The sequence below is a fragment of the Streptomyces sp. NPDC050287 genome, assembly GCF_044459385.1.
In the GTDB taxonomy this organism is placed as follows: Bacteria; Actinomycetota; Actinomycetes; order Streptomycetales; family Streptomycetaceae; genus Streptomyces.
Map to the genome: position 1 here is coordinate 154632 of NZ_JBITIY010000010.1, position 23218 is coordinate 177849.

Annotated in this window: 20 protein-coding genes, 1 pseudogene and 1 riboswitch; of the genes and pseudogenes, 16 read left to right on the forward strand and 5 right to left on the reverse strand. The window is 70.4% G+C overall.

Annotated features, from left to right (window positions below; genetic code table 11):
* Nucleotides 1-34 precede the first annotated feature (34 nt).
* The 11 genes and pseudogenes from ACIBK3_RS31935 (at nucleotide 35) to ACIBK3_RS31985 (ending at nucleotide 11842) form a co-directional block, all read left to right on the forward strand.
* A complete protein-coding gene (locus tag ACIBK3_RS31935) occupies nucleotides 35-139 on the forward strand; it encodes a DUF6380 family protein (protein ID WP_399371043.1) in 105 nt (34 codons plus the stop codon).
* Nucleotides 136-1563, forward strand: coding sequence for a hydroxysqualene dehydroxylase HpnE (hpnE, locus tag ACIBK3_RS31940; RefSeq protein ID WP_399370894.1), 1428 nt, complete (start codon nucleotides 136-138; stop codon nucleotides 1561-1563). Before ACIBK3_RS31935 ends, hpnE begins: the two co-directional genes overlap by 4 nt.
* Before the next feature lie 71 nt (nucleotides 1564-1634).
* Nucleotides 1635-2699 (forward strand): polyprenyl synthetase family protein, encoded by a 1065-nt coding sequence (locus ACIBK3_RS31945; protein WP_399371045.1) that lies wholly within the window; start codon nucleotides 1635-1637, stop codon nucleotides 2697-2699.
* Nucleotides 2700-2817: 118 nt separating this feature from the next.
* The gene (gene shc / locus ACIBK3_RS31950) at nucleotides 2818-4809 is read left to right on the forward strand and encodes a squalene--hopene cyclase (RefSeq protein ID WP_399370895.1); all 1992 of its coding nucleotides are present in this window, start codon (nucleotides 2818-2820) and stop codon (nucleotides 4807-4809) included.
* Nucleotides 4809-5450, forward strand: coding sequence for a 1-hydroxy-2-methyl-2-butenyl 4-diphosphate reductase (locus tag ACIBK3_RS31955; RefSeq protein WP_399370896.1), 642 nt, complete (start codon nucleotides 4809-4811; stop codon nucleotides 5448-5450). The genes shc and ACIBK3_RS31955 overlap by 1 nt, the downstream gene beginning before the upstream one ends.
* 5 nt (nucleotides 5451-5455) lie before the next feature.
* Nucleotides 5456-6478 carry an adenosyl-hopene transferase HpnH gene (gene hpnH, locus ACIBK3_RS31960; RefSeq protein ID WP_037716058.1) on the forward strand — a complete coding sequence of 341 codons (1023 nt, stop codon included), beginning with the start codon at nucleotides 5456-5458 and terminating at the stop codon, nucleotides 6476-6478.
* A 4-nt stretch (nucleotides 6479-6482) separates the two neighbouring features.
* Entirely contained in the window at nucleotides 6483-7640 is a 1158-nt protein-coding gene (gene ispG / locus ACIBK3_RS31965; protein ID WP_399370897.1) for a flavodoxin-dependent (E)-4-hydroxy-3-methylbut-2-enyl-diphosphate synthase, read from the forward strand.
* Nucleotides 7641-7667: 27 nt separating this feature from the next.
* Nucleotides 7668-9584: a 1-deoxy-D-xylulose-5-phosphate synthase gene (gene dxs / locus ACIBK3_RS31970; RefSeq protein ID WP_399370898.1), complete on the forward strand. Its 1917-nt coding sequence runs from the start codon at nucleotides 7668-7670 to the stop codon at nucleotides 9582-9584.
* Nucleotides 9581-10999 carry an aspartate aminotransferase family protein gene (locus ACIBK3_RS31975; protein WP_399370899.1) on the forward strand — a complete coding sequence of 473 codons (1419 nt, stop codon included), beginning with the start codon at nucleotides 9581-9583 and terminating at the stop codon, nucleotides 10997-10999. Before dxs ends, ACIBK3_RS31975 begins: the two co-directional genes overlap by 4 nt.
* A gap of 131 nt (nucleotides 11000-11130) precedes the next feature.
* Nucleotides 11131-11723 (forward strand): annotated as a pseudogene (locus tag ACIBK3_RS31980) (XRE family transcriptional regulator).
* A complete protein-coding gene (locus ACIBK3_RS31985; RefSeq protein ID WP_015656364.1) occupies nucleotides 11720-11842 on the forward strand; it encodes a DUF6126 family protein in 123 nt (40 codons plus the stop codon). The pseudogene ACIBK3_RS31980 and the gene ACIBK3_RS31985 overlap by 4 nt, the downstream one beginning before the upstream one ends.
* A 63-nt stretch (nucleotides 11843-11905) precedes the next feature.
* On the opposite strand, the gene ACIBK3_RS31990 is transcribed toward ACIBK3_RS31985, so the two are convergent.
* Nucleotides 11906-12703, reverse strand: a complete 798-nt coding sequence (locus ACIBK3_RS31990; RefSeq protein WP_399370900.1) for a tyrosine-protein phosphatase — start codon at nucleotides 12701-12703, stop codon at nucleotides 11906-11908.
* Nucleotides 12704-12884: 181 nt separating this feature from the next.
* Here ACIBK3_RS31990 and ACIBK3_RS31995 point away from each other — a divergent pair, with 181 nt between their 5' ends.
* From ACIBK3_RS31995 to ACIBK3_RS32010, 4 genes are all read left to right on the forward strand, one after another.
* Nucleotides 12885-14960, forward strand: a complete 2076-nt coding sequence (locus tag ACIBK3_RS31995; RefSeq protein ID WP_399370901.1) for an alpha-galactosidase — start codon at nucleotides 12885-12887, stop codon at nucleotides 14958-14960.
* Nucleotides 14961-15266: 306 nt separating this feature from the next.
* Nucleotides 15267-15426, forward strand: a riboswitch (cyclic di-AMP (ydaO/yuaA leader).
* Nucleotides 15427-15430: 4 nt separating this feature from the next.
* Complete coding sequence (locus ACIBK3_RS32000) at nucleotides 15431-16390, forward strand: peptidoglycan DD-metalloendopeptidase family protein (RefSeq protein ID WP_399370903.1); 960 nt, start codon at nucleotides 15431-15433, stop codon at nucleotides 16388-16390.
* 254 nt (nucleotides 16391-16644) lie between these two features.
* Nucleotides 16645-17361, forward strand: a complete 717-nt coding sequence (locus ACIBK3_RS32005; protein ID WP_399370904.1) for a DUF6250 domain-containing protein — start codon at nucleotides 16645-16647, stop codon at nucleotides 17359-17361.
* Nucleotides 17362-17506: 145 nt separating this feature from the next.
* A complete protein-coding gene (locus tag ACIBK3_RS32010) occupies nucleotides 17507-18292 on the forward strand; it encodes an SGNH/GDSL hydrolase family protein (protein ID WP_399371046.1) in 786 nt (261 codons plus the stop codon).
* A 60-nt stretch (nucleotides 18293-18352) separates the two neighbouring features.
* Here the strand turns inward: ACIBK3_RS32010 and ACIBK3_RS32015 are convergent, their stop codons facing one another.
* From ACIBK3_RS32015 to ACIBK3_RS32025, 3 genes are read right to left on the reverse strand one after another with little or no spacing between them, the layout of a single operon-like run.
* A complete protein-coding gene (locus ACIBK3_RS32015; protein WP_399370905.1) occupies nucleotides 18353-18952 on the reverse strand; it encodes a TetR/AcrR family transcriptional regulator in 600 nt (199 codons plus the stop codon).
* A gap of 30 nt (nucleotides 18953-18982) precedes the next feature.
* Nucleotides 18983-19309, reverse strand: coding sequence for a hypothetical protein (locus ACIBK3_RS32020; RefSeq protein ID WP_399370906.1), 327 nt, complete (start codon nucleotides 19307-19309; stop codon nucleotides 18983-18985).
* Nucleotides 19310-19336: 27 nt separating this feature from the next.
* Nucleotides 19337-20515 (reverse strand): Glu/Leu/Phe/Val dehydrogenase dimerization domain-containing protein, encoded by a 1179-nt coding sequence (locus ACIBK3_RS32025; protein WP_399370907.1) that lies wholly within the window; start codon nucleotides 20513-20515, stop codon nucleotides 19337-19339.
* 227 nt (nucleotides 20516-20742) lie between these two features.
* Between ACIBK3_RS32025 and ACIBK3_RS32030 the strand changes: the two genes are divergently transcribed.
* Nucleotides 20743-21939 carry an MBL fold metallo-hydrolase gene (locus tag ACIBK3_RS32030; RefSeq protein ID WP_399371047.1) on the forward strand — a complete coding sequence of 399 codons (1197 nt, stop codon included), beginning with the start codon at nucleotides 20743-20745 and terminating at the stop codon, nucleotides 21937-21939.
* 204 nt (nucleotides 21940-22143) lie between these two features.
* On the opposite strand, the gene ACIBK3_RS32035 is transcribed toward ACIBK3_RS32030, so the two are convergent.
* Nucleotides 22144-23205: a mannose-binding protein gene (locus ACIBK3_RS32035; RefSeq protein WP_399370908.1), complete on the reverse strand. Its 1062-nt coding sequence runs from the start codon at nucleotides 23203-23205 to the stop codon at nucleotides 22144-22146.
* Nucleotides 23206-23218: the final 13 nt, after the last annotated feature.

A 23218-nucleotide genomic window follows, 5' to 3' on the forward strand; every position in this document is an offset into this window, starting at 1 on the left:
GGACAATCCGGTCCAAGGTGATGCCGCCGGAGAAATGCCGCACGCAACCCTCCGGCGGGAGACGGCGTCCCTGACTGCGACGGCCTGCCGTGCACCGTTCAACCTCCACGGCGGCCGGGCTGGGGAGGGCGCACGATGACCGACGGCACACCGTCCGACGAGCTGCTCGCGGACACGCCGGAACGCTCAGGACGAGACGCCGTCGTGGTCGGGGGCGGGCTCGCCGGGATCACCGCCGCGCTTGCCCTCGCCGACGCCGGAGTCCGGGTGACGTTGCTCGAAGGCAGACCGCGCCTGGGCGGACTCGCCTTCTCCTTCCAGCGCGACGGCCTGACCGTCGACAACGGGCAGCACGTGTACCTGCGCTGCTGCACCGCCTACCGCTGGTTCCTCGACCGGATCGAGGGCGCGGCGCTGGCTCCGCTGCAGGATCGTCTCGACGTGCCCGTTCTCGACGTCGACCGGCCCGCGGGCAGGCGGCTCGGCAGGCTGCGGCGCGACGCGCTGCCGGTGCCCCTGCATCTGGGGCGCAGCCTCGCCACGTACCCGCATCTCTCGCTCGCCGAGCGGGCCAGGGTGGGGCGGGCCGCGCTCGCGCTCAAGGGGCTCGACCTCGCCGATCCGGACCTGGACACCCAGGACTTCGGCGGCTGGCTGACCGCGCACGGTCAATCGGCGCGTGCCATCGAGGCCCTGTGGGACCTGGTCGGGGTCGCCACTCTCAACGCGGTCGCGGGCGACGCCTCGCTCGCGCTCGCCGCGATGGTGTTCAAAACCGGTCTGCTGTCCGACCCGGGCGCCGCCGACATCGGATGGGCGCGCGTCCCGCTGGGTGAACTGCATGACCGGCTGGCCCGCAAGGCGCTCGACTCCGCGGGCGTGCGTACCGAAGTCCGTACACGCGTCACCTCCATCTCCACTGACGAAAACGGGCTGTGGAGCGTTCAGGTTCCCGGCGAGACGCTCCGGGCGGACGCCGTCGTGCTCGCCGTACCGCAGCGCGAGGCCCACGACCTGCTGCCCGCCGGAGCGCTCGACGCCCCCGAGCGGCTGCTCGAGATCGGCACCGCGCCGATCCTCAACGTCCATGTCGTCTACGACCGCACGGTGCTCGCCCGGCCGTTCTTCGCGGCCCTCGGCACCCCGGTGCAATGGGTCTTCGACCGGACCGAGGCCTCCGGGCTGCGTTCGGGGCAGTACCTCGCGCTGTCCCAGTCGGCGGCCCACGACGAGATCGACGAGCCCGTCGCCGTGCTGCGTGAGCGCTATCTGCCGGAACTGGAGCGGTTGCTTCCCCGCGCGCGGGAGGCCGAGGTGAAGGACTTCTTCGTGACCAGGGAACGTACGGCGACGTTCGCCCCCGCGCCCGGAGTCGGGCGCCTGAGGCCCGGCGCCCGCACCAAGTCACCCGGCCTGTACCTGGCCGGAGCGTGGACCGCCACAGGGTGGCCCGCGACGATGGAGAGTGCTGTCCGCAGCGGCGTGAGCGCGGCCGACGCCGCACTCGGCACCCTGGGCCGGCCCCGCCCCCGCCACCTCTTCGAGTTCGAGGAGGCGGCCTGATGCTGGATCAGGACGGCATGGCGGGCTCCCGCCCCTCCGGTACCGCAACAAGAGGAGAGACTGTGCCCACTGTGCCCCCGGCCTCGACGGCCGCTCGGAGGACCGCGGTGGACGTGACCGCGCTTCTGGAGCGCGGCCGGACCCTGGCCACACCGGTGCTGCGGACGGCGATCGACCGCCTGGCAGCCCCCATGGACACTGTTTCCGCCTACCACTTCGGCTGGATCGACGCCCAGGGCAACCCCGCCGACGGCGACGGCGGCAAGGCCGTGCGTCCGGCGCTCGCGGTGCTCTCCGCCGAGGTCACCGGCGCGGCGCCCGAGGTCGGCATCCCCGGCGCGGTCGCCGTCGAGCTGGTCCACAACTTCTCGCTGCTGCACGACGACCTGATGGACGGCGACGAACAGCGCCGTCACCGCGACACCGTGTGGAAGGTGCACGGCCCGGCCCAGGCGATCCTGGTCGGCGACGCCCTGTTCGCCCTCGCCAACGAGGTGCTGCTGGAGCTCGGCACGGTCGAGGCCGGCCGCGCCGCCCGCCGTCTGACCACCGCCACCCGCGCGCTGATCGACGGTCAGGCGCAGGACATCTCCTACGAGCACCGCGACCGCGTCAGCGTCGAGGAGTGCCTGGAGATGGAGGGCAACAAGACCGGCGCCCTGCTTGCCTGCGCCAGCTCCATCGGCGCCGTGCTCGGCGGCGCGGACGACCGCACCGCCGACACCCTGGAGAAGTACGGCTACCACCTCGGCCTCGCCTTCCAGGCCGTCGACGACCTCCTCGGCATCTGGGGCGACCCGGTCGCCACCGGCAAGCAGACCTGGAGCGACCTGCGCCAGCGCAAGAAGTCCCTGCCGGTCGTGGCCGCGCTCGCGGCGGGCGGTGCCGCCTCCGAGCGGCTCGGCGAGATCCTCGCCGCCGACGCCAAGAGCAGCGACGTCGAGGACTTCTCCGAGGAGGAGTTCGCGGCCCGCGCCGCCCTCATCGAGGAGGCCGGCGCCCGCGAGTGGACGGCCGAGGAAGCCCGCCGTCAGCACACCATCGCCATCGAAGCCCTGGACGCCGTCGACATGCCCGACCGGGTACGGGCGCAGTTCACGGCGCTCGCCGACTTCGTCGTCGTACGAAAGAGATGATCACTATCGGTCGAACAACCCTCGCGTAGTCGCCGGCCGGTGTCGCGGGAAGTGACGCACCGGCCGACGGCGGACCCACAGCAGACGCACCGATTGCACACTGCACGAAGGGGAAGCCATGACAGCGACGACCGACGGAAGCACCGGGGCCCTGCAGCCCCGCGCTGCCTCGGCCAGCGACACCCACAGCACCACCCCCGTGGCGGCGGGGGCACGCGAAGCCGCCGTGCACGCAGTACAACGGTCCACCGAGTACCTGCTGTCCAGGCAGGACGCCGAGGGCTGGTGGAAGGGCGACCTCGAGACCAACGTCACGATGGACGCCGAGGACCTGCTGCTGCGGCAGTTCCTCGGCATCCGCGACGACGCGACGACCCACGCCGCCGCGCTGTTCATCCGCGGTGAGCAGCGGGAGGACGGCACCTGGGCCACCTTCTACGGCGGTCCGGGCGAACTGTCCACCACGATCGAGGCGTACGTCGCTCTGCGTCTGGCCGGCGACGCGCCGGACGCACCGCACATGGCGAAGGCCTCGGCCTGGATCCGCGACCGGGGCGGGATCGCCGCCGCCCGGGTCTTCACCCGGATCTGGCTGGCCCTGTTCGGCTGGTGGAAGTGGGAGGACCTGCCCGAACTCCCGCCGGAGCTGATCTACTTCCCCAAGTGGTTCCCGCTCAACATCTACGACTTCGGGTGCTGGGCCCGTCAGACCATCGTCCCGCTGACGATCGTCTCCGCGAAGCGGCCGGTGCGGCCCGCCCCCTTCCCGCTCGACGAACTGCACTCCGATCCAGCGAACCCGAACCCGGCCAAGCCCTTTGCCGGCCTGGCTAGTTGGGACGGTGCCTTCGAACGGCTCGACAAGGCGCTGCACGCCCTGCGCAAGGTCGCGCCGCGCAGGCTGCGCAAGGCGGCGATGGACTCCGCCGCCCGCTGGATCATCGAGCGGCAGGAGAACGACGGCTGCTGGGGCGGTATCCAGCCGCCCGCCGTGTACTCGGTCATCGCCCTCCACCTGCTCGGCTACGACCTCGAACACCCCGTGGTGCGCGCGGGACTTCAGTCGCTGGACCGTTTCGCCGTGTGGCGCGAGGACGGGGCCCGGATGATCGAGGCCTGTCAGTCGCCGGTGTGGGACACCTGTCTCGCCGCCATCGCGCTCGCCGACGCGGGGGTGCCGGCCGACCACCCCCAGCTGGTCAAGGCCGCCGACTGGATGCTCGGCGAACAGATCGTGCGGCCCGGCGACTGGTCCGTAAAACGGCCCCAACTGCCGCCGGGCGGCTGGGCGTTCGAGTTCCACAACGACAACTACCCCGACATCGACGACACCGCCGAAGTCGTCCTCGCGCTGCGCCGGATCCGGCACCACGACCCGGAGCGGGTGGAGAAGGCGATCGGACGCGGGGTGCGCTGGAACCTCGGGATGCAGTCGAAGAACGGGGCGTGGGGCGCCTTCGACGTCGACAACACCAGTCCCTTCCCCAACCGGCTGCCGTTCTGCGACTTCGGCGAGGTCATCGACCCGCCGTCCGCCGACGTCACCGCGCACGTGGTGGAGATGCTGGCCGTCGAGGGCCTGTCGCACGACCCGCGCACCCGGCGCGGCATCCAGTGGCTGCTCGCCGAACAGGAGCCGGACGGCTCGTGGTTCGGGCGCTGGGGCGTCAACTACATCTACGGCACCGGGTCGGTGGTGCCCGCCCTGACCGCCGCCGGGCTTCCCGCCTCGCACCCGGCGATCCGGCGAGCCGTGACCTGGCTGGAGTCCGTCCAGAACGACGACGGCGGCTGGGGCGAGGACCTGCGCTCCTACCAGGACAGCACGAAGTGGAGCGGGCGGGGCGCCTCCACCGCCTCCCAGACGGGGTGGGCCCTGATGGCCCTGCTGGCGGCCGGGGAGAAGGACTCCAAGGCCGTCGAGCGCGGCGTCGCATGGCTGGCGAGCACCCAGCGCGAGGACGGTTCCTGGGACGAGCCCTACTTCACCGGCACCGGCTTCCCCTGGGACTTTTCCATCAACTACCACCTCTACCGGCAGGTCTTCCCGCTCACCGCACTCGGCCGGTACGTCCACGGAGAGCCGTTCTCCGGGGCCGAGGGGGGCTGATGGACGGCCAGCCCGCTCCGGCACCGCTGCTGATCGCCTGCGCGCTCGGCATCGAGCACCTCGCCCTGCGCAGCGGCGACCGGGGCGGCGCCGACGGGCCGGTCACCGTCCTGCGCACCGGCATGGGACCCCTGGCGGCCGAGCGGGCCGTCACCCGGGCCCTGTCCGACCCGGCGCTGGGCGGGGCCGCCGTGCTGGCCACCGGCTTCTGCGCGGGGCTCGCCCCCGGCATGCACCCCGGCGACCTGGTCGTCGCCGAGGAGACCCGGGATCCGCGCGGCACCGTGCCGTGCGTGGGCACCGACCTGCTCGTCAAGGAGCTCGTACGGACCCTGCCCGGACGCACCGTCCACACCGGGCCGCTCACCGGTTCCGATCACGTCGTCCGCGGTCACGAACGGTCGGAACTGCTCGCGACCGGCGCGATCGCGGTCGACATGGAGTCCGCGGCCACGCTCCTGAGCGCCGTACGCACGGGCGAGCGCCCGGTTGCGGCCGTCCGGGTGGTGGTGGACGCTCCAGAACATGAACTCGTCCGGATCGGCACGGTGCGCGGTGGAATATCGGCTTTCCGCGTCCTTCGTTCCGTACTTCCCGCTTATTACGAATGGCACCGTTCCTTGCTGCTCCCCCGGAGGTGAGCCAGATGGCCATGCCGCTGCGCCAGTCCATCAAGGTCGCTACATACTTGGCCGAACAAAAGCTCCGCAAGCGGGACAAGTTTCCGCTCATTGTGGAACTCGAACCTCTCTTCGCGTGCAACCTGAAGTGCGAGGGCTGTGGCAAGATCCAGCACCCGGCCGGGGTGCTGAAGCAGCGCATGCCGGTGGCGCAGGCCGTCGGGGCGGTGCTGGAATCCGGCGCGCCGATGGTGTCCATCGCCGGTGGCGAACCGCTGATGCATCCTCAGATCGACGAGATCGTGCGGCAGTTGGTGGCGAAGAAGAAGTACGTCTTCCTCTGCACCAACGCCATGCTGCTGCGCAAGAAGATGGACAAGTTCAAGCCCTCCCCCTACTTCGCCTTCGCGGTGCACATCGACGGGCTGCGTGAGCGGCACGACGAGTCCGTGGCGAAGGAGGGTGTGTTCGACGAGGCGGTGGAGGCGATCAAGGAGGCCAAGAAGCGCGGCTTCCGGGTCACCACCAACTCGACCTTCTTCAACACCGACACCCCGCAGACCATCATCGAGGTGCTCAACTTCCTCAACGACGACCTCAAGGTCGACGAGATGATGATCTCGCCCGCCTACGCCTACGAGAAGGCGCCCGACCAGGAGCACTTCCTGGGCGTGGAGCAGACCCGCGAGCTGTTCAAGAAGGCCTTCGCGGGCGGCAACCGCAAGAAGTGGCGGCTCAACCACTCCCCGCTCTTCCTGGACTTCCTGGAGGGCAAGGTCGACTTCCCGTGCACGGCCTGGGCGATCCCGAACTACTCCCTGTTCGGCTGGCAGCGGCCCTGCTACCTGATGAGCGACGGGTACGTGCCCACGTACCGCGAACTCATCGAGGAGACCGACTGGGACAAGTACGGCCGCGGCAAGGACCCGCGCTGCGCCAACTGCATGGCGCACTGCGGCTACGAGCCCACCGCCGTCCTCGCCACCATGGGTTCCCTCAAGGAGTCGCTGCGCGCCATGCGCGAGACCGTCTCCGGAAACCGCGAGTAGCGCCATGACCGCCATCTCCTTGGGCGTCCCCGAGGTACCGGTCCGGCCGATCGCCGAGCGACGCGTGTCCCGGCAGATCCACGTCGGACCGGTGGCGGTCGGGGGCGGGGCCCCGGTGTCGGTGCAGTCGATGACGACGACCCGTACGTCCGACATCGGCGCCACCCTGCAGCAGATCGCCGAACTCACCGCGTCCGGCTGCGAGATCGTCCGCGTCGCCTGCCCCACACAGGACGACGCGGACGCCCTCGCGACCATCGCCCGCAAGTCGCAGATCCCGGTCATCGCGGACATCCACTTCCAGCCGAAGTACGTGTTCGCCGCGATCGAGGCGGGCTGTGCGGCCGTACGCGTCAATCCCGGCAACATCAAGCAGTTCGACGACAAGGTGAAGGAGATCGCGCGGGCCGCCAAGGACCACGGCACGCCGATCCGGATCGGGGTCAACGCCGGCTCCCTCGACCGGCGGCTGCTCCAGAAGTACGGCAGGGCGACCCCGGAGGCGCTGGTCGAGAGCGCCCTGTGGGAAGCCTCCCTCTTCGAGGAGCACGACTTCCGGGACATCAAGATCTCGGTGAAGCACAACGACCCCGTGGTGATGGTCAGCGCCTATCAGCAGCTGGCCGAGCAGTGCGACTACCCGCTGCACCTCGGCGTCACCGAGGCCGGCCCCGCCTTCCAGGGCACGATCAAGTCGGCCGTGGCCTTCGGGGCGCTGCTCAGCAGGGGCATCGGCGACACCATCCGGGTGTCGCTGTCCGCCCCGCCGGTCGAGGAGGTCAAGGTCGGCATCCAGATCCTTCAGGCGCTCGGGCTCAGGCAACGGCGGCTGGAGATCGTGTCGTGTCCGTCCTGCGGGCGGGCCCAGGTCGACGTCTACAAGCTGGCCGAGGAGGTCACGGCGGGCCTGGAGGGCATGGAGGTGCCGCTCAGGGTCGCCGTCATGGGGTGCGTGGTCAACGGGCCCGGAGAGGCGCGGGAGGCCGACCTGGGGGTCGCCTCCGGCAACGGCAAGGGGCAGATCTTCGTCAAGGGCGAGGTCGTCAAGACCGTACCCGAGTCGAAGATCGTCGAGACCCTGATCGAAGAGGCGATGAAGATCGCCGAGCAGATGGAGCAGGACGGCGTCGCGGCGGGGGAGCCGGCCGTCACCGTGAGCTGAACAGCACGGACCGATAGGGGGCCCGACGTGACGATTCTGGAGAACATCCGGGGACCACGCGACCTGAAGGCGCTGTCCGAGGCGGATCTCGGCGAACTGTCCGAGGAGATACGTGAGTTCCTGGTGCACGCGGTCGCCAGGACCGGCGGACACCTCGGGCCCAACCTGGGGGTGGTGGAACTGACCATCGCGCTCCACCGGGTCTTCGAGTCGCCGGTCGACCGCATCCTGTGGGACACCGGCCACCAGAGCTACGTACACAAGATGTTGACGGGACGTCAGGACTTCTCCAAGCTGCGCGGAAAGGGGGGCCTGTCCGGCTACCCCTCGCGTGAGGAGTCCGAGCACGACGTCATCGAGAACAGTCACGCCTCCACCGCGCTCGGCTGGGCCGACGGACTCGCCAAGGCCCGCCAGGTGCAGAGCGAGAAGGGCCATGTCGTCGCGGTGATCGGCGACGGGGCGCTGACCGGGGGCATGGCCTGGGAGGCGCTGAACAACATCGCGGCGGCCAGGGACCGGCCGCTGATCATCGTCGTCAACGACAACGAGCGGTCGTACGCGCCCACCATCGGCGGCCTCGCCAACCACCTGGCCACCCTGCGCACGACCGACGGCTACGAGAAGGTCCTGGCCTGGGGGAAGGACGTCCTGCAGCGGACCCCGCTGGTCGGCAACACCGTGTACGAGTCGCTGCACGGCGCCAAGAAGGGCTTCAAGGACGCGTTCGCCCCGCAGGGCATGTTCGAGGACCTCGGGCTGAAGTACGTAGGCCCGATCGACGGGCACGACCTCAAGGCAGTCGAGTCGGCGCTCCGGCGCGCCAAACGCTTCCACGGGCCGGTGCTCGTGCACTGCCTCACCGAGAAGGGGCGCGGCTACGAACCCGCCCTCGCCCACGAGGAGGACCACTTCCACACCGTCGGCGTGATGGACCCGCTCACCTGTGAGCCGCTCACGCCGGCCGGCGGGCCGTCCTGGACCTCGGTGTTCGGCGACGAGATGGTACGGATCGGCGAGGAGCGCGACGACGTCGTGGCGATCACGGCGGCCATGCTGCACCCGGTGGGGCTGGGCAAGTTCGCGGCCCGCTTCCCGGAGCGGGTGTGGGACGTGGGCATCGCGGAACAGCACGCGGCCGTGTCCGCGGCCGGCCTCGCCACGGGCGGGCTGCACCCGGTGGTCGCCGTCTACGCGACGTTCCTGAACCGCGCCTTCGACCAGTTGCTGATGGATGTCGCCCTGCACCGCTGCGGAGTCACGTTCGTCCTGGACCGGGCCGGGGTCACCGGGGCCGACGGGCCCTCCCACAACGGTATGTGGGACATGTCGATCCTCCAGGTCGTGCCCGGCCTAAGGATCGCCGCGCCGCGCGACGCCGACCAGCTGCGCGCCCAGCTCAGGGAGGCGGTCGCGGTGGACGACGCGCCGACGCTGGTGCGGTTCCCGAAGGAGTCGGTGGGCACCGGGATCCCGGCGGTCGACCACGTCGGCGGCATGGACGTCCTGCGGCGCGCGGACCGGCCCGAGGTGCTCCTGGTCGCCGTCGGCGTGATGGCGCCGGTCTGCCTTCAGGCCGCCGAGTTGCTGGCGGCCCGGGGCGTCGGGTGCACGGTCGTCGACCCGAGGTGGGTCAAGCCGGTCGACCCGGCGCTGCCCGGCCTCGCCGCCGCACACCGGCTGGTCGCCGTCGTCGAGGACAACAGCCGCGCCTCCGGTGTGGGCGCCGCGGTGGCGCTCGCCCTCGGCGACGCCGACGTCGACGTCCCCGTACGGCGGTTCGGCATCCCCGAGCAGTTCCTCGCGCACGCCAAACGGAGCGAGGTGCTCGCCGACATCGGGCTCACGCCCGTCGAGGTCGCCGGACGGATCGGCGCGAGCCTCGCCGTCAAGGAGGCGAGCCGGGCCGTCCAGGAAGAACTGTCCAAGGAGACACAGGAATGACAACCGCCAAACCCGCGTCGTCGTCCTCGCAGGCCGGGGAGTTCGACCTCGGCGCGCTGCTGGCCGAGCGCGGGGCCGAGCGCTACGAGCTGCACACCAAGTACCTCAACCACCAGCTCCCGCGCATGCTGCACACCATCGGCTTCGACAAGGTCTACGAGCGGGGCGAGGGCGCGCACTTCTGGGACGCGGACGGCAACGACTACCTGGACATGCTCGCCGGGTTCGGGGTGATGGGCCTGGGCCGTCATCACCCCGTCGTCCGCCGGGCGCTGCACGACGTCCTCGACGCCCGGCTCGCCGACCTCACCCGCTTCGACTGCCAGCCGCTGCCCGGGCTGCTGGCGGAGAAGCTGCTGGTCCACAGTCCGCACCTGGACCGGGTGTTCTTCGGCAACAGCGGGACGGAAGCGGTGGAGACCGCGCTGAAGTTCGCCCGGTACGCCACCGGGAAGCCGCGGATCCTCTACTGCGACCACGCGTTCCACGGCCTGACCACCGGCTCGTTGTCGGTCAACGGCGAGGACGGTTTCCGGGACGGCTTCACCCCGCTGCTGCCCGACACGGCCGTACCCCTCGGTGATCTCGACGCCCTGGCACGGGAGTTGAAGAAGGGTGACGTAGCCGCCCTGATCGTCGAGCCGATCCAGGGCAAGGGCGTGCACGAGTCGCCGCCGGGATACCTGCGCGCCGCCCAGGAGTTGCTGCACAAGCACAAGGCGCTCCTCATCGCGGACGAGGTGCAGACCGGCCTCGGCCGCACCGGCGACTTCTACGCCTACCAGCATGAGGACGGTGTCGAGCCGGACCTGGTGTGCGTGGCAAAGGCGTTGTCCGGCGGCTATGTGCCGGTCGGCGCCACCCTCGGCAAGGACTGGATCTTCAAGAAGGTCTACTCGTCGATGGACCGGGTGCTGGTCCACTCGGCGAGCTTCGGGTCCAACGCCCAGGCCATGGCGGCCGGGCTGGCCGTCCTGTCGGTGATGGAGAACGAGCAGGTCGTAGCCCATGCCCGTGCCATGGGCGAGCTGCTGAAGTCCCGACTGACGGCGCTGGTCGACAAGTACGAGCTGCTCGCCGACGTACGCGGCCGGGGCCTGATGATCGGCATCGAGTTCGGAAAGCCCAAGTCGCTGAAACTGCGCAGCCGCTGGACCGTGCTGCAGGCCGCCCGCAAGGGACTCTTCGCGCAGATGGTGGTCGTCCCCCTGCTCCAGCACCACCGCATCCTCACCCAGGTATCCGGCGACCACCTGGAGGTGATCAAGCTGATTCCGCCGTTGGTCGTGGGCGAGGAGGAGGTGGACCGGTTCGTGGACGCGTTCACCGCCGTGATGGACGACGCGCACAGCGGCGGCGGGCTGATGTGGGACTTCAGCAAGACACTGATCAAGCAGGCGGTGGCGAACCGGTAGACGGCGAACGGGCGGAGACGGCGAACGGGTAGGCGGGGAACCGGCGGGCGGCGAACCGTCCCTCTTCCGGCGGCTTTGCCTCTGAGGCAAGAAAATTGCCGAGCGGGCAAGGCTGCGGCTCAATGGAGAGCATGAGCTCCCCGGAAGCCGAGAACGAGACGGCGACCGGGCCGGTCGCCGACCTGCCCGCCGTCGCACCCCAGCTGCGCGCCCTGCGCCGCCAGGCCTCCCTCACCCTGGAGGCCGCGGCCCGCGCCGCCGGGCTGTCGCCCGCCTCAGTTTGACGGCGTGGAGCCACGTTAATCGCTCCGTAACCCCTCTGATACGATCAGTGCATTGCTGGGGGTGACAGCCAAGCCCCCAACAATCCGAGTGAGTCCCGTACTTGCTCCGGCGGCCGGAAGGGTCGTCGTCGGACAGGCATGACCTGTCAAACTCCCCGGAGCGATCCAGGGGAGAGTCTCCCGGCTTCGGCTGGGAGAGAACTTCAAGGTACGACGGTCTCGGAACCGATGAGACAGTTGCCGACTGGGACGCGGCGTGCGGGCACTTCCCGTCCGCGTCCCGTCCGGCGCCTCGCGACAGCGCGCACTTCGACTCGCTGACCCCGCACCGCATCGCCGCCCAGGACCCCGACGGCGTCGAGCTCCTGCTCGTCCACACCCTGCTGCAGAGCCCCACGGCCACACTGTGCCTGGGCCCCACCCCTGGAGAGATGCCATGAGCGACATGGAGGAGAAGTTCCCGCGCGCCCTGTGGGTGCGGTTGATCATCTACATCGCGGTCGGCCACGTGTTCGCGGCCTTCATCTACTTCCTGTTCGAAGTGGGTGCCAAGCAGTAGTGGGTGCCAGGCAGCGGCGGGTGCCAGGCAGTAGCGGGTGCCAGGCACCAGCGGCCGTACGTCTCAGTCGAGCAGCCGTTCCCGCAGCCGGTCCCGGATCTCCGGGGTGATTCCCAGCCCCATCTCCAAGTACGCGTCGACGCCGCCCCACGTCTCGTCGATCGTCTCGAACGCGGCCGTCAGATACTCGACCCGGGCCTCGAAGAGCGGGCTGAGCAACTCCATCACCTCGGGGGAGTAGGCCGACGCCGAGGTGCCGCTGCGGCGCACCTTGTAGCGGCGGTGCTTGGCGTTCGACTCCAGGTAGTCGGCGACGATCGCCTCCCGCTCCACGCCCAGGACGAGCAGCGTCACCGCGACGGACAGCCCCGCGCGGTCCTTGCCGGCCGCGCAGTGCATCAGCACGGGAAGGCTGTCCTCGGCGAGCGCGTGCAGCACCCGGGAATGCTCGGCGGTGCGCTCCTTGATGATCGTGCGGTACGAGGCGATCATCCGGTTGGCGGCCTTGCCTTCGCCGAGGATCTCGCGCAGTTGGTCGATCTCGCCGTCCCGGACCATCGTCCAGAACTCGGCGCCGTCCGCCGGGTCGGTCAGCGGCAGGTTCACGTTGCGCACGCCCGGCAGCTCGACGTCGGGCCCTTCCAGCCTCTGGTCCGCCGCGTTGCGGAAGTCGAAGATCGTGTGCAGGCCCAGGGAGGAGAAGAAGGCGGCGTCCTCCTCGGTCGCGTGTGCGAGGTGGCCGCTGCGGAACAGCACCCCGTATCTCACCCGGCGTCCGTCCACCGTCGGCAGCCCGCCCACGTCGCGGAAGTTGCGCACTCCGGTCAGGTCGGGTTCGGTGGACGGGACCTGCTGCGTCACGGGCTCCTCCTCGTTCGGATCCCGTCGACGCGGCTCGGCGACAGGCACGCACTCGACGATACGACATGGGTTCCTGAGGCAATGAGTTGTCCACAGGCGTTGCACCGAGGGTGCGCCGACCCTGATGATGTTGAGGCTTGATTACACCTGTTCGTGTCTGTTGGTATCTGTGAGGGACTGCATGCTGGAAATCGCCGACAACGGCCGTACGTGGATTCTGTCCGGGCCGGCCAGCAGCTACGCCCTCCACCTCACCGAGGGTGACGAGCTGCTGCACCTGCACTGGGGCCCACGGATCGGGCTCGCCGACGCCGAGGCCCTCGCCGTACGCCCGCTGCCGGACTACTGGCCCTTCGAGTCCCCGCTCGACGGACGCGAGGAGTACCCCGTCGAGGGCGGCCCCCGCTTCGTCCGCCCGGCCCTGTCCGTGCGCACGGACGAGCGACGCGGCACCGAGTGGACCTTCGAGGCGTACGAGCGGGCCGAGGACGACGAACTGCGGCTGCGGTTCCGGGACGGAGGGCTCGCGATCACGCTGCACTACCGGATGCGGCACGACGTCGTGGAGCGCTGGGTGAGCCTGGACAACCAGGGGCCCGCGGTGGAGCTCCTGCGCGCCGACTCGGCCACCTGGACCCTGCCCGACCGTGACGGCGGCTGGCGGCTGTCCCAGCTGCACGGCCGCTGGGCGGCGGAGTCCCGGCTGGTGCGCGCCCCCCTCACCTACGGTGAGAAGGTCATCGGCAGCCGCCGCGGCCACACCGGGCACCAGCACCTGCCGTGGGTCGCGCTCGACACCGACGCGACCGAGGAGCGCGGCGAGGTGTACGGCTGCGCCCTCGGCTGGTCCGGGTCCTGGCGCATCGCCGTGGCCGAGCTGCCCGACACGCGCGTGCAGATCACCGGCGGCGCGGGCTACGACGACTCCGGCCTGCTCCGTCTGGAGGCGGGGGAGTCCTTCACCACGCCCGTCTTCGCCGGCCTGTGGAGCGAGGGGGGCTTCGGCGGGGCGAGCCGTGCCTGGCACGCCTACCAGCGGGCGTACGTCATCCCGGACGCGGACCGGGACCGGCCCGTGCTGTTCAACTCCTGGGAGGCCACGGAGTTCGACATCTCCGAGGAGCAGCAGGGGGTGCTGGCCCGCCGGGCCGCGGCGATCGGCGTCGAGCTGTTCGTCGTCGACGACGGCTGGTTCGGCAAGCGCACCAGCGACCGGGCAGGCCTCGGCGACTGGACGCCCAACCCCGACCGCTTCCCGCAGGGCCTCAAGCCCCTCGCCGACTCCGTGCACGACCTCGGCATGCAGTTCGGCATCTGGGTCGAGCCGGAGATGGTCAACCCGGACAGCGACCTCTACCGCGCCCACCCGGACTGGGTGCAGTACCAACCGGGACGAAAGCGGACGGAGTTGCGCAATCAGCTCGTACTGAACCTCGCCCGCGAGGACGTCCAGGAGTACCTCTGGCAACAGCTCCACACCCTGCTCTCCAGTGCCCCGATCGACTATGTGAAATGGGACTTCAACCGCTGCTTCACCGACGCCGGCTGGCCCGGCGACCCCTACCCGCAGCGTCTGTGGGTCGACCACGTGACCGCGCTGTACCGCCTGCTCGACCGGTTGCGTCAGGCCCACCCGAACGTCGCCTTCGAGTCCTGCTCGGGCGGCGGCGGGCGGATCGACCTCGGTGTGATGAGCCGTACGGACCAGGTGTGGACCTCCGACAACACCGACCCGCTCGACCGGCTCGCCATCCAGCACGGCTTCAGTCAGATCCACCCCGCGCGCGTGATGGCCGCCTGGGTCACCGACAGCCCCAACACGCAGCTCAACGGCCGGGTCAGCTCCCTGCGGTTCCGGTTCGTCAGCGCTATGGCCGGAGTGCTGGGGGTCGGCGGAGACCTCGCCGAGTGGACCGACGAGGAACTCGCCGAGGCCGGCGAGTGGGTCGCTCTCTACAAGGAGATCCGGCCCCTCGTGCAGCGCGGCGACCTCTACCGGCTGCGGCCCCCGGAGGGCGGGCTGAGCGCGGTGCAGTACGTCCTCGGCGACGAGGCGGTCGTTCTCGCCTGGCTCCAGGCCCAGCACTACGGTGAGCCGGTACCGGCACTGCGGCTGCGCGGGCTCGACCCGACAGCGTCGTACGAATGCCGTGAAACGGGCGAAGTGCACCGAGGGGCGGTGCTGCTGCACCACGGACTGCGTACCGGTTTGCGGGGAGATCTGGACGCGACAGTTCTCCGGCTGCGCCGCATCTGAGAGTTGTGCCCTAATTGGCGCCTTCATTCCAACTCCATGTGGAATCAGGCGTTCTGTGGGGCGGCGCGTGAGGAGCGTCATATTCGTGACCGTGCGTCGCCCGTCATGTCCACGTAATTCTCGCGTGTTTCAAGGGGATTCGGGTGAGGGGCTTCCTCCTGATCGACGGAGGGTGACCGGTCATTCCCTTGGGGAATCAACAGGAACGCAATGGGACGCAACCTCTCACTTGTCCCTGCGCGTCTTGGTCGCTTACCTTCACGATTCCATCCGGACGGACGCCCAATCCTGCCGCCGCCCGGATCCCGCACACACTCACCCGTACACGGCAGGAGCGGGGGACCCACAGGCACAACCGCCTGTTCCGGTCTCCGGAACAGGCTAGGGGTAAAGCCGTTTCTTCGGAGCGGCCGGGCATCTCCAGTCCGCACCCGACAGCTCACCTCGCAGGCGCCGGAGAGGAATTCGCCATGCCCGCGAAGGGTAAGCACCGCCGTCCGAAGACCCAGCGCTTCACCCGTTCCATAGCCGTCGCCGGAACCGGCGGCGCCGCACTCGCCCTTCCGCTTCTGGGGGCCACCGGTGCCCATGCGGCGAGTGCCCATTCCCTTTCGGGCAATTCCGCTCAGTCGTCTCTTCCGGTCGCCGCGAAGAAGTCGGTGACCGAAAAGGCGGTGGCCGAAAAGGCGGCTTCCGTGCGGGGTTCGGATGTGAGGACCTATTCCGTGCGGACCGGCGACTACCTCGCCAAGATCGCAGACGAGCAGAATGTGAGCGGTGGCTGGCACCGGCTCTACGACGACAACCGCCAGGCCGTCGGCGACGACCCGTCGCTGATCCATCCCGGCCTCAAGCTCACGATCGGCAAGAAGGCCGCGGCGAGCACCACGAAGTCCGAGTCGCCCTCCGAGGATTCGGGTGCGTCCGCCTCCTCGCCGAAGTCGTCCTCCTCGTCGAAGTCGTCCTCGTCTCAGAAGCCGACGGAGGCCACTCAGAGCGCGGAGACCACCACCACCGCGGGTGGCTTCACCCTCCCGGTCTCCGGCGCCGCCATCGGCACGCCGTACCACATGGCGGGCAGCATGTGGTCGAGCGGCTACCACACCGGGGTCGACTTCGTCGTCCCGACCGGCACCTCGCTCAAGGCCGTCGGCGCGGGCACGGTCGTCTCCGCGGGCTGGGGCGGCGCGTACGGCAACCAGGTCGTCATCAGGCTGGCAGACGGCTACTACGCGCAGTACGCGCACCTGTCATCGCTCTCCGTCTCGAGCGGGCAGAGTGTGTCCGAGGGCCAGCAGATCGGCCTCTCCGGCGCGACCGGCAACGTGACCGGACCGCATCTGCACTTCGAGATCCGCACCACCCCGGACTACGGCTCCGACGTCGACCCGGTCGCCTACCTCCGCACGAAGGGCGTCTCGGTCGGCTGACGCCCCGTAGACCATCTGCCTGACACGCTGCCGAAGGCCGGACCCCGATCCCCGGGTCCGGCCTTCGGTATGTCCGGGGCTCGGCGGACTTCCTGTCTCGTCCTGATCATCACATTGCGGTCATGTGGCAGGGGCGACCGAGGTGTCGACAGCGCGGGGTCGGTCAGGTCACAGTGAACTCCGTTGCGGGGTAAGCGCTTTCTCCCGCTGTCGCCCCCAACCCTCCATCACCCCTCCCGAAGGAGCCGCTTCCCGTGACGACCACGCGCAGAGCGTTCGGAGCCCTGGCGGCCGGTGCCGCCCTCACGGCCCTCGCCCCCACGGCCACCGCGAGCGCCTCGCCCCGCCACCGCCGCCTGATCGCCCACGACGACTTCCGCCACGGCCTCGGACAGTGGGCCGTGGAACTCGAGCAGGGCGGCACCGTCGCCGCCTCGAAGGGAATCCTGGAGATCGACGTGCCCGCCGGGGCGACGGTCTGGTTCAGGAAGCGGCTCGAAGGACCGTACATCCTGGAGTACACCGCCACGCCGGTGTCCGAGGGCGGGGTCAACGACCGCGTGTCCGACCTCAACAACTTCTGGAACGCCCTCGACGTCCGCTCCCCTGACGACCTGTTCGCCACCGCGCGGGGCGGTGCGCTCGCGGAATACGACTTCCTGAAGACGTACTACGCCGGCTACGGCGCCAACACCAACACCACGACCCGGCTGCGCCGTTATGTCGGCGAGCCCGGCGTCCGGCCGCTCGTCTACGACTACTCGGAGCCGCTGCTCGTGGCCAACCGGCCGAACCGGGTGCGGATCGTCTCCGACGGTCCGACGGTGCGATGGTGGAACAACGGACGGCTGGTGTTCGACTACCGGGACCCGGAGCCGTACACGAGTGGGCACTTCGCCTTCCGGACCACCTGGAGCCACTTCCGGATCTCCGGGTTCCGGGTGTGGCAGTCGAAGCTCCAACAGCGTTGACAAGAAGGCTATTCCTGGTTTGACCAACCCTTGGTCAGTGGCTTATCTCACCGCCCGTCAACCCTTTCCTACGGTCGCGTAGCTCACATCCGAAGGGGAATCATGGGCCGATGTGGCAGACGATTCGAAGAGTGACAACACATCAGTGATCGGGTCGTACGTGGCGGTGGGGGACAGCTTCACCGAGGGCGTCGGCGACCCCGGGCCCGACGGGGCGTTCGTCGGCTGGGCCGACCGGTTCGCGGTACTTCTCGCGGACCGCCGGCCCGAGGGCGACTTCACCTACACGAACCTCGCCGTGCGCGGGAAACTGCTCGACCAGATCGTGGCGGACCAACTGCCGCAGGCCGTGGCACTCGCGCCGGACCTGGTCTCCTTCTGCGCCGGCGGCAACGACATCATCCGTCCCGGCACCGACCCCGACGAGGTGGCCGAGCGCTTCGAGCGGGCCATCGCGCGGCTCACCGCCGTCGCCGGCACCGTGATGGTGACGACCGGCTTCGACACCCGAGGCGTCCCCGTCCTCAAGCATCTGCGCGGCAAGATCGCCACGTACAACGGGCATGTGCGGGCCGTCGCCGACCGGTACGGCTGTCCCGTGCTCGACCTGTGGTCCCTGAAGTCCATCCAGGACCGCCGTGCCTGGGACGGCGACCGGCTCCACCTCTCGCCCGAGGGGCACACCCGCGTGGCGCTGCGCGCGGGCCAGGCCCTCGGCCTGAAGATCCCTGCCGACCCGGAGCAGCCCTGGCCGCCGCTCCCGCCGCGCGGCACCCTGGAGATCCGGCGCGACGACGTGCACTGGGCGCGCGAGTACCTGGTGCCGTGGATCGGACGCCGGCTGCGGGGGGAGTCGTCGGGGGACCACGTGACCGCCAAGGGCACGCTGTCACCGGACGACATCAAGACGCGGATCGCTTCGGTGGCCTGAGGGTGCGGGTGCCCGTGCGTTTCGCCCCCAGGACGGCGGGCGGGCGCCGGGCACTCGGCGTTACGGCTCCTGGGCCGTCAGCGCCTCGCGGGTCAGCCCCAGTTCCCGGGCCAGCGCCTCGTCCACCCACCTCTGTGCCCGCGCGCGCGGGACCGCACCCGCGTACGACGTGAGTTGTACGGCGAGACCGTCGAGCAGGGCGGTCAGGCGCAGGGCCGTGCCCATCGGGTCCGGGCAGCGGAACTCCCCCGCGGCCACGCCCTCGGCGATCACCTCGGCGAGCGCCGCCTTCCACTGCCTGTCGAGATCCCGAGTGACCTCCTGCAGCGCGGGCTCGCGCAGCGCCGCCGCCCAGCCCTCGATCCACAGCCGCCAGCCCTTGGCCTGGCCGGTCGGGGCGTACCAGCGCACTGCCGCGCGCAGCCGGCGCAGCGCCGTGGTGCGGCGACCGAGCAGCTTGCGCAACCGGGCGAGGTCGTCCTCCGCGGCGTGGGTGAACGCGGCGGCGACCAGCTTCTCCTTCGACGAGAAGTGGTAGAGCACGAGCGCGTTGCTCACCCCGAGCGCCGAGGCCACGTCGGCGATCCTGACCGCCGCGACACCTCGCGCCTCGATCTGCTCGACGGCGGCCCGCAGCAATTCCTCTCGCCGCTCCGTCACGCTCAACCGCACCCTTGCCACGCGGTCACCCTATTGCGTCACCGCTGATGGCGCCGGGTGGGGGCGCTGGTCCACCAGTTCCACGCGGTGGAGGTCGGTGCGTGCGATCGCCGCGTCGCGTTCAGCGGCCAGAGAGGTGCGTCGCGGGTCGGCCGTGAAGCCGTCGTAGCCGGCCTGCGAGGCGAACTCGATCAGCTGGATCTCGTCCGGGCCGACCCCGGCCCCGACGGTACGGGCACGCTGCAGGAGTCGGCCGTCGTGCTCGCCCAGCAGCGCCAGGACCTTGTCCTCGTAGGCGGCCAGGGCCTCGCCGGCTCCGGAGCGGGCCCACAACAGAACGCACAGGTGAACGGTCACGGTGCCCGACCCTATCGGCGACCGCCGTCACCGGTACCACCCGAACCGCTCCGCGATCAACGGCAGCCGGTCGGCGACGATGGCGTGCGCCGCCGCCCTCGGGGTCGTCCCGTCGGCGTGCGCGCGGGCCAGCATCTGCTCGACCAGCGCGCGCATCGAGCGCCGGGTGTGGCTGAACGCCTCGTCGGCGTCGGGGCCGATGTCGCCGAAGAGGGTCCACCACCACCAGGCGTTGGTGCCGGAGTTGACGACGACGTCCGGCAGGACCGTCACCCCGCGCGCGGCCAGCAGTTCCTCCGCCTCCGGGAGGACCGGCATGTTCGCCGCCTCGACGATCCAGCGCGCGGTGATCCGCTCCTGGTTCACGGCGTCGACTGCGTACGAGACCGCCGCGGGCACCAGCACCTCGGCGTCCACCGCCGGCCAGGCGTCACCGGGCAGCTCGAGATCGCCGGGGCGCAGGGCGCCGCGGTCGACGGTCCCGTAGGCGTCCCGTGCGGCGAGCAGCGCCTCGACGTCGAGACCGTCCGGGTTGAACATCGTGCCCTTGATGTCGGCGACGGCCACCACCGTGAGTCCCGCGCGCGTGAGGAACCGGGCGGTGGCGCCGCCCATGGTGCCCAGGCCCTGCACGACGACCCGCGTCCCGGCGTACGGCACGCCGGCGAGGTCCAGGGCGGCCAGGGCCGACTCGGCGACCCCGCAGCCGCCGACCAGTTCGTCGAGCCCGATCCCGTCCACCTCGATCGCGAACGCGTCGGCGAGCCGCCGCCGGGCCGCCGCCTCGTCGTCGAGCAGCGGAAACACGGCCTGAACCGACGACACGAGCCCCGCCTCGGTCGCCGCCCGGTCCACCAAGTCCTGCGTGAGACCGAGGTCCTCGCCGGTGGTCCAGATGCTCTCGATGTACGGCCGCACGGCCCGCAGGTACCGGACCAGGAGCTCGTACGCCCCCGGGTCCCGGGGATCGCAGTCGATACCGCCCTTGGCGCCGCCCAGAGGGACGTAGCGGCCCTCGGGGTTGTAGTGCAGCGCCTCCTTCATGGTCATCCCGCGGGCCAGACCGGCGACCTCCTCCAGGGTGCAGCCCGGGCGCATCCGCAGTCCGCCGCTGGAGACACCGCGCACCAGCCGGTCGACGACCAGGAAGCCCTGGCGTCCGGTGACGTGATCGGTCCAGGTGAGCGACATCAGAGGGGTGGTCATGGGGCTCCTCGGAACGACGAGCCCGGGCCGCAGGGCGCTCGTCGGCAGGTGGTCGCTGAGTGCGGACTACTGAACGGTGGGTGAGTATCCGGACGGTGATAACGATCTGTCAACGTGGGGTCGGAGATCACGATCTGTCAACGTGGGAACGAAGACCGGCGGTCTCAGCGTTGTCAGAGGGGCGGACCATAATGGGACGCTTCACCGACTCCACCTGGAGGTACACCGTGACCGGTTTCCGTTCCCCGAGCTCCGGGCTCCGCGCGCTGCGGCCCGCGGCTTTCGGTGCGGATCCGAGCGGTGAGCGCATGGCGCGCATCCGCCGATCGCCCCACTTCAAGAACGGTGTCTTCCAGAATCCCGGGGGCACGACCGGCACCCGGCCCTCCGGTTCGGCGGTGGAGTTCGCGAAGCTCTACTTCGACAAGGAAGAACGCGCCCGCCGCGCCCCCGAGGGCACGGTGCCCGTGCATCCCACCACACTCGCCGACATCGCCAGACCCCCCGCCACCGGGCTGCGGCTGACCTGGATGGGCCACTCCAGTGTGCTCGCCGAGATCGACGGACAGCGCGTGCTCTTCGACCCGGTCTGGGGCGAGCGCTGCTCCCCGTTCTCCTTCGCCGGACCCAAGCGGCTGCACCCGGTGCCGCTGCCGCTGGCCGCGCTCGGCCCGGTCGACGTCGTCGTGATCTCCCATGATCATTACGACCATCTGGACCTGCCCACGATCAAGGCCCTGGCCGGCACGGACACGCTGTTCGCGGTGCCTCTGGGCGTCGGCGCCCACCTGGAGCACTGGGGCGTGTCCGCCGACCGGCTGCGCGAGCTGGACTGGCACGAGGCCACCAAGGTCGGCGGCCTCACCCTGACAGCCACCCCGGCCCGCCACTTCTGCGGCCGCGGTCTGCGCAACACCCAGCACACCCTGTGGGCCTCCTGGGTCGTCGCCGGGGACGAGCACCGGATCTACCACAGCGGTGACACCGGCTACTTCGAGGGCTTCCGGGACATCGGCGCCGAGCACGGCCCGTTCGACGCCACGATGATCCAGATCGGCGCCTACAGCGAGTTCTGGCCGGACATCCACATGACCCCCGAGGAGGGCATGCGCGCCCACCTCGACCTTCAGGGCGGACAGCCGCACGGCGTGATGATGCCGATCCACTGGGGGACCTTCAACCTCGCGGCGCACGCGTGGTCGGAGCCCGGTGAGTGGACGCTTGCGGCGGCCGGCGCGGTGGGACAGTCCGCAGCCGTCCCGGTTCCGGGCCAGCCCTTCGAGCCCGCCGGAGACCTCCCCACGCGTCCCTGGTGGCGGGATGTGTCGCAGCCGCTTAACCGTGAGTGGCCCGTTCCGGAGATCACCTCTGAGATCACCACGGAAGCGACTCGTGACGACCTCGACCTGGTCGGCGAGGGCTGATCGCGGACGGATGAGCCGAGGCCGGCCACACACCGCGACCGGTCACGAGCCGGCACCGGTCCGGGGCCGCGAGCACTGACCGCCCCGGCTCCGTGACTCCCGTGCACGGCAGCCCTGTTGTCCTCCACTGCCGCGCACGGGTGCCATTCCCCGGTGCCGGTGCCGGTGCCGGTGCCGGTGCCGGTGCTGAGTGTCCTGTCGGTGTCAGGTCGACCAGAGAACCCTGCCGTTGTTCACGATGGCCACTTTGGCGTCGGCCCGGAGGACCAGCTGGGCGCCCTCGTTGCCCCAGGTCTGGGAGGCCCAGATGGGGCGGTCGTCGCCGTTGTGGATGACGAGGTTGCCGTCGGTCTGGAAGATCGCCCGGTGGTTCTGGCCGAAGGTCATGGACGCCCAGATGGGCTTGCCCTTCTCGTTGTAGACGACCAGGTTGCCGTCGGTCTGCATGACCATGCGTATGCGGTTGGTGGTCCAGGCCTGGTTGACTTCCAGGACACTGGTCGCGAAGACGGTCTCGGTGCTCCAGTCCGGCTCCGGGGCCGCCTTGGGCTTGGGCTTGGGTTTCTTCGCGGGCGGGCTGCTCGCCTTGGCCTTCGGCGCGGACGTGACGGGCTTGGGCGCGGGGGGCTGGGGCGCGACGACCTTAGGGGCCTCGCTCTTCTTCGGTTTCTCCCTGCTCGGGGACGGGCTGGGCTTCTGGGCCACGTAGTCGTCGACGGCGGCAGGGGAGGAGTCCGGGTTCAGCACCGTGTCGGAGCCCTGCGCGGTCAGCCCCTTGGCGGTGTCGCCGTGCTTCTCGTCGTTCGCGCCCCCGGCCAGCAGCAGCGGTACGGCGATCAGGACGGCGCCGACGATCGCGGCCCCCGCCAGGACCGGCTTGCGGGGACGTCCGCTGTGGACGCCGGTGGCGGTCCTGACCCCCGGCGCCGCTGTCCCGACGGCCGCGGCCACGCCGACGCCCTCCTCGGGCGCCTCGGTGGTCTTTGAGGCCTTGGCGGCGGCCGAGGCTGAGGGTGGAGCGGCGGCGGTCTTCGCGGTCGGGGGAGTGCGGGACTCCGCTTCGGGAGCGGCGGTCGTCCCGGTCGGGGCGCTCGCGGTGGGGTCTGTTCCCGTCGGCGTGGTCGCGGACTCTGCCTCGGGGCCGGCGTCCGGGGTGGGCGCCTCCGGGGACGGTGCGGAGGGTGTGGGCGAGGACCCGGCCTCCCGTACGCGCGGGGCGGCGGCCGCCTCCGCGTTCGCGCCGGGGGTGGGGTGCTGGGGGGACATGCGCTTACTCCTC

What these genes read in the sequence shown, in the direction of transcription:
- ACIBK3_RS32025 (WP_399370907.1), bottom strand. Translation starts at nt 20,515, where the DNA reads ATGACCACCCCTCTGATGTCGCTCACCTGGACCGATCACGTCACCGGA.
- shc (WP_399370895.1), top strand. Translation starts at nt 2,818, where the DNA reads ATGACAGCGACGACCGACGGAAGCACCGGGGCCCTGCAGCCCCGCGCT.
- hpnE (WP_399370894.1), top strand. Translation starts at nt 136, where the DNA reads ATGACCGACGGCACACCGTCCGACGAGCTGCTCGCGGACACGCCGGAA.
- ACIBK3_RS31975 (WP_399370899.1), top strand. Translation starts at nt 9,581, where the DNA reads ATGACAACCGCCAAACCCGCGTCGTCGTCCTCGCAGGCCGGGGAGTTC.
- ACIBK3_RS31935 (WP_399371043.1), top strand. Translation starts at nt 35, where the DNA reads ATGCCGCACGCAACCCTCCGGCGGGAGACGGCGTCCCTGACTGCGACG.
- hpnH (WP_037716058.1), top strand. Translation starts at nt 5,456, where the DNA reads ATGGCCATGCCGCTGCGCCAGTCCATCAAGGTCGCTACATACTTGGCC.
- ACIBK3_RS31955 (WP_399370896.1), top strand. Translation starts at nt 4,809, where the DNA reads ATGGACGGCCAGCCCGCTCCGGCACCGCTGCTGATCGCCTGCGCGCTC.
- ispG (WP_399370897.1), top strand. Translation starts at nt 6,483, where the DNA reads ATGACCGCCATCTCCTTGGGCGTCCCCGAGGTACCGGTCCGGCCGATC.
- ACIBK3_RS31985 (WP_015656364.1), top strand. Translation starts at nt 11,720, where the DNA reads ATGAGCGACATGGAGGAGAAGTTCCCGCGCGCCCTGTGGGTGCGGTTG.
- ACIBK3_RS31995 (WP_399370901.1), top strand. Translation starts at nt 12,885, where the DNA reads ATGCTGGAAATCGCCGACAACGGCCGTACGTGGATTCTGTCCGGGCCG.
- ACIBK3_RS32035 (WP_399370908.1), bottom strand. Translation starts at nt 23,205, where the DNA reads ATGTCCCCCCAGCACCCCACCCCCGGCGCGAACGCGGAGGCGGCCGCC.
- ACIBK3_RS32000 (WP_399370903.1), top strand. Translation starts at nt 15,431, where the DNA reads ATGCCCGCGAAGGGTAAGCACCGCCGTCCGAAGACCCAGCGCTTCACC.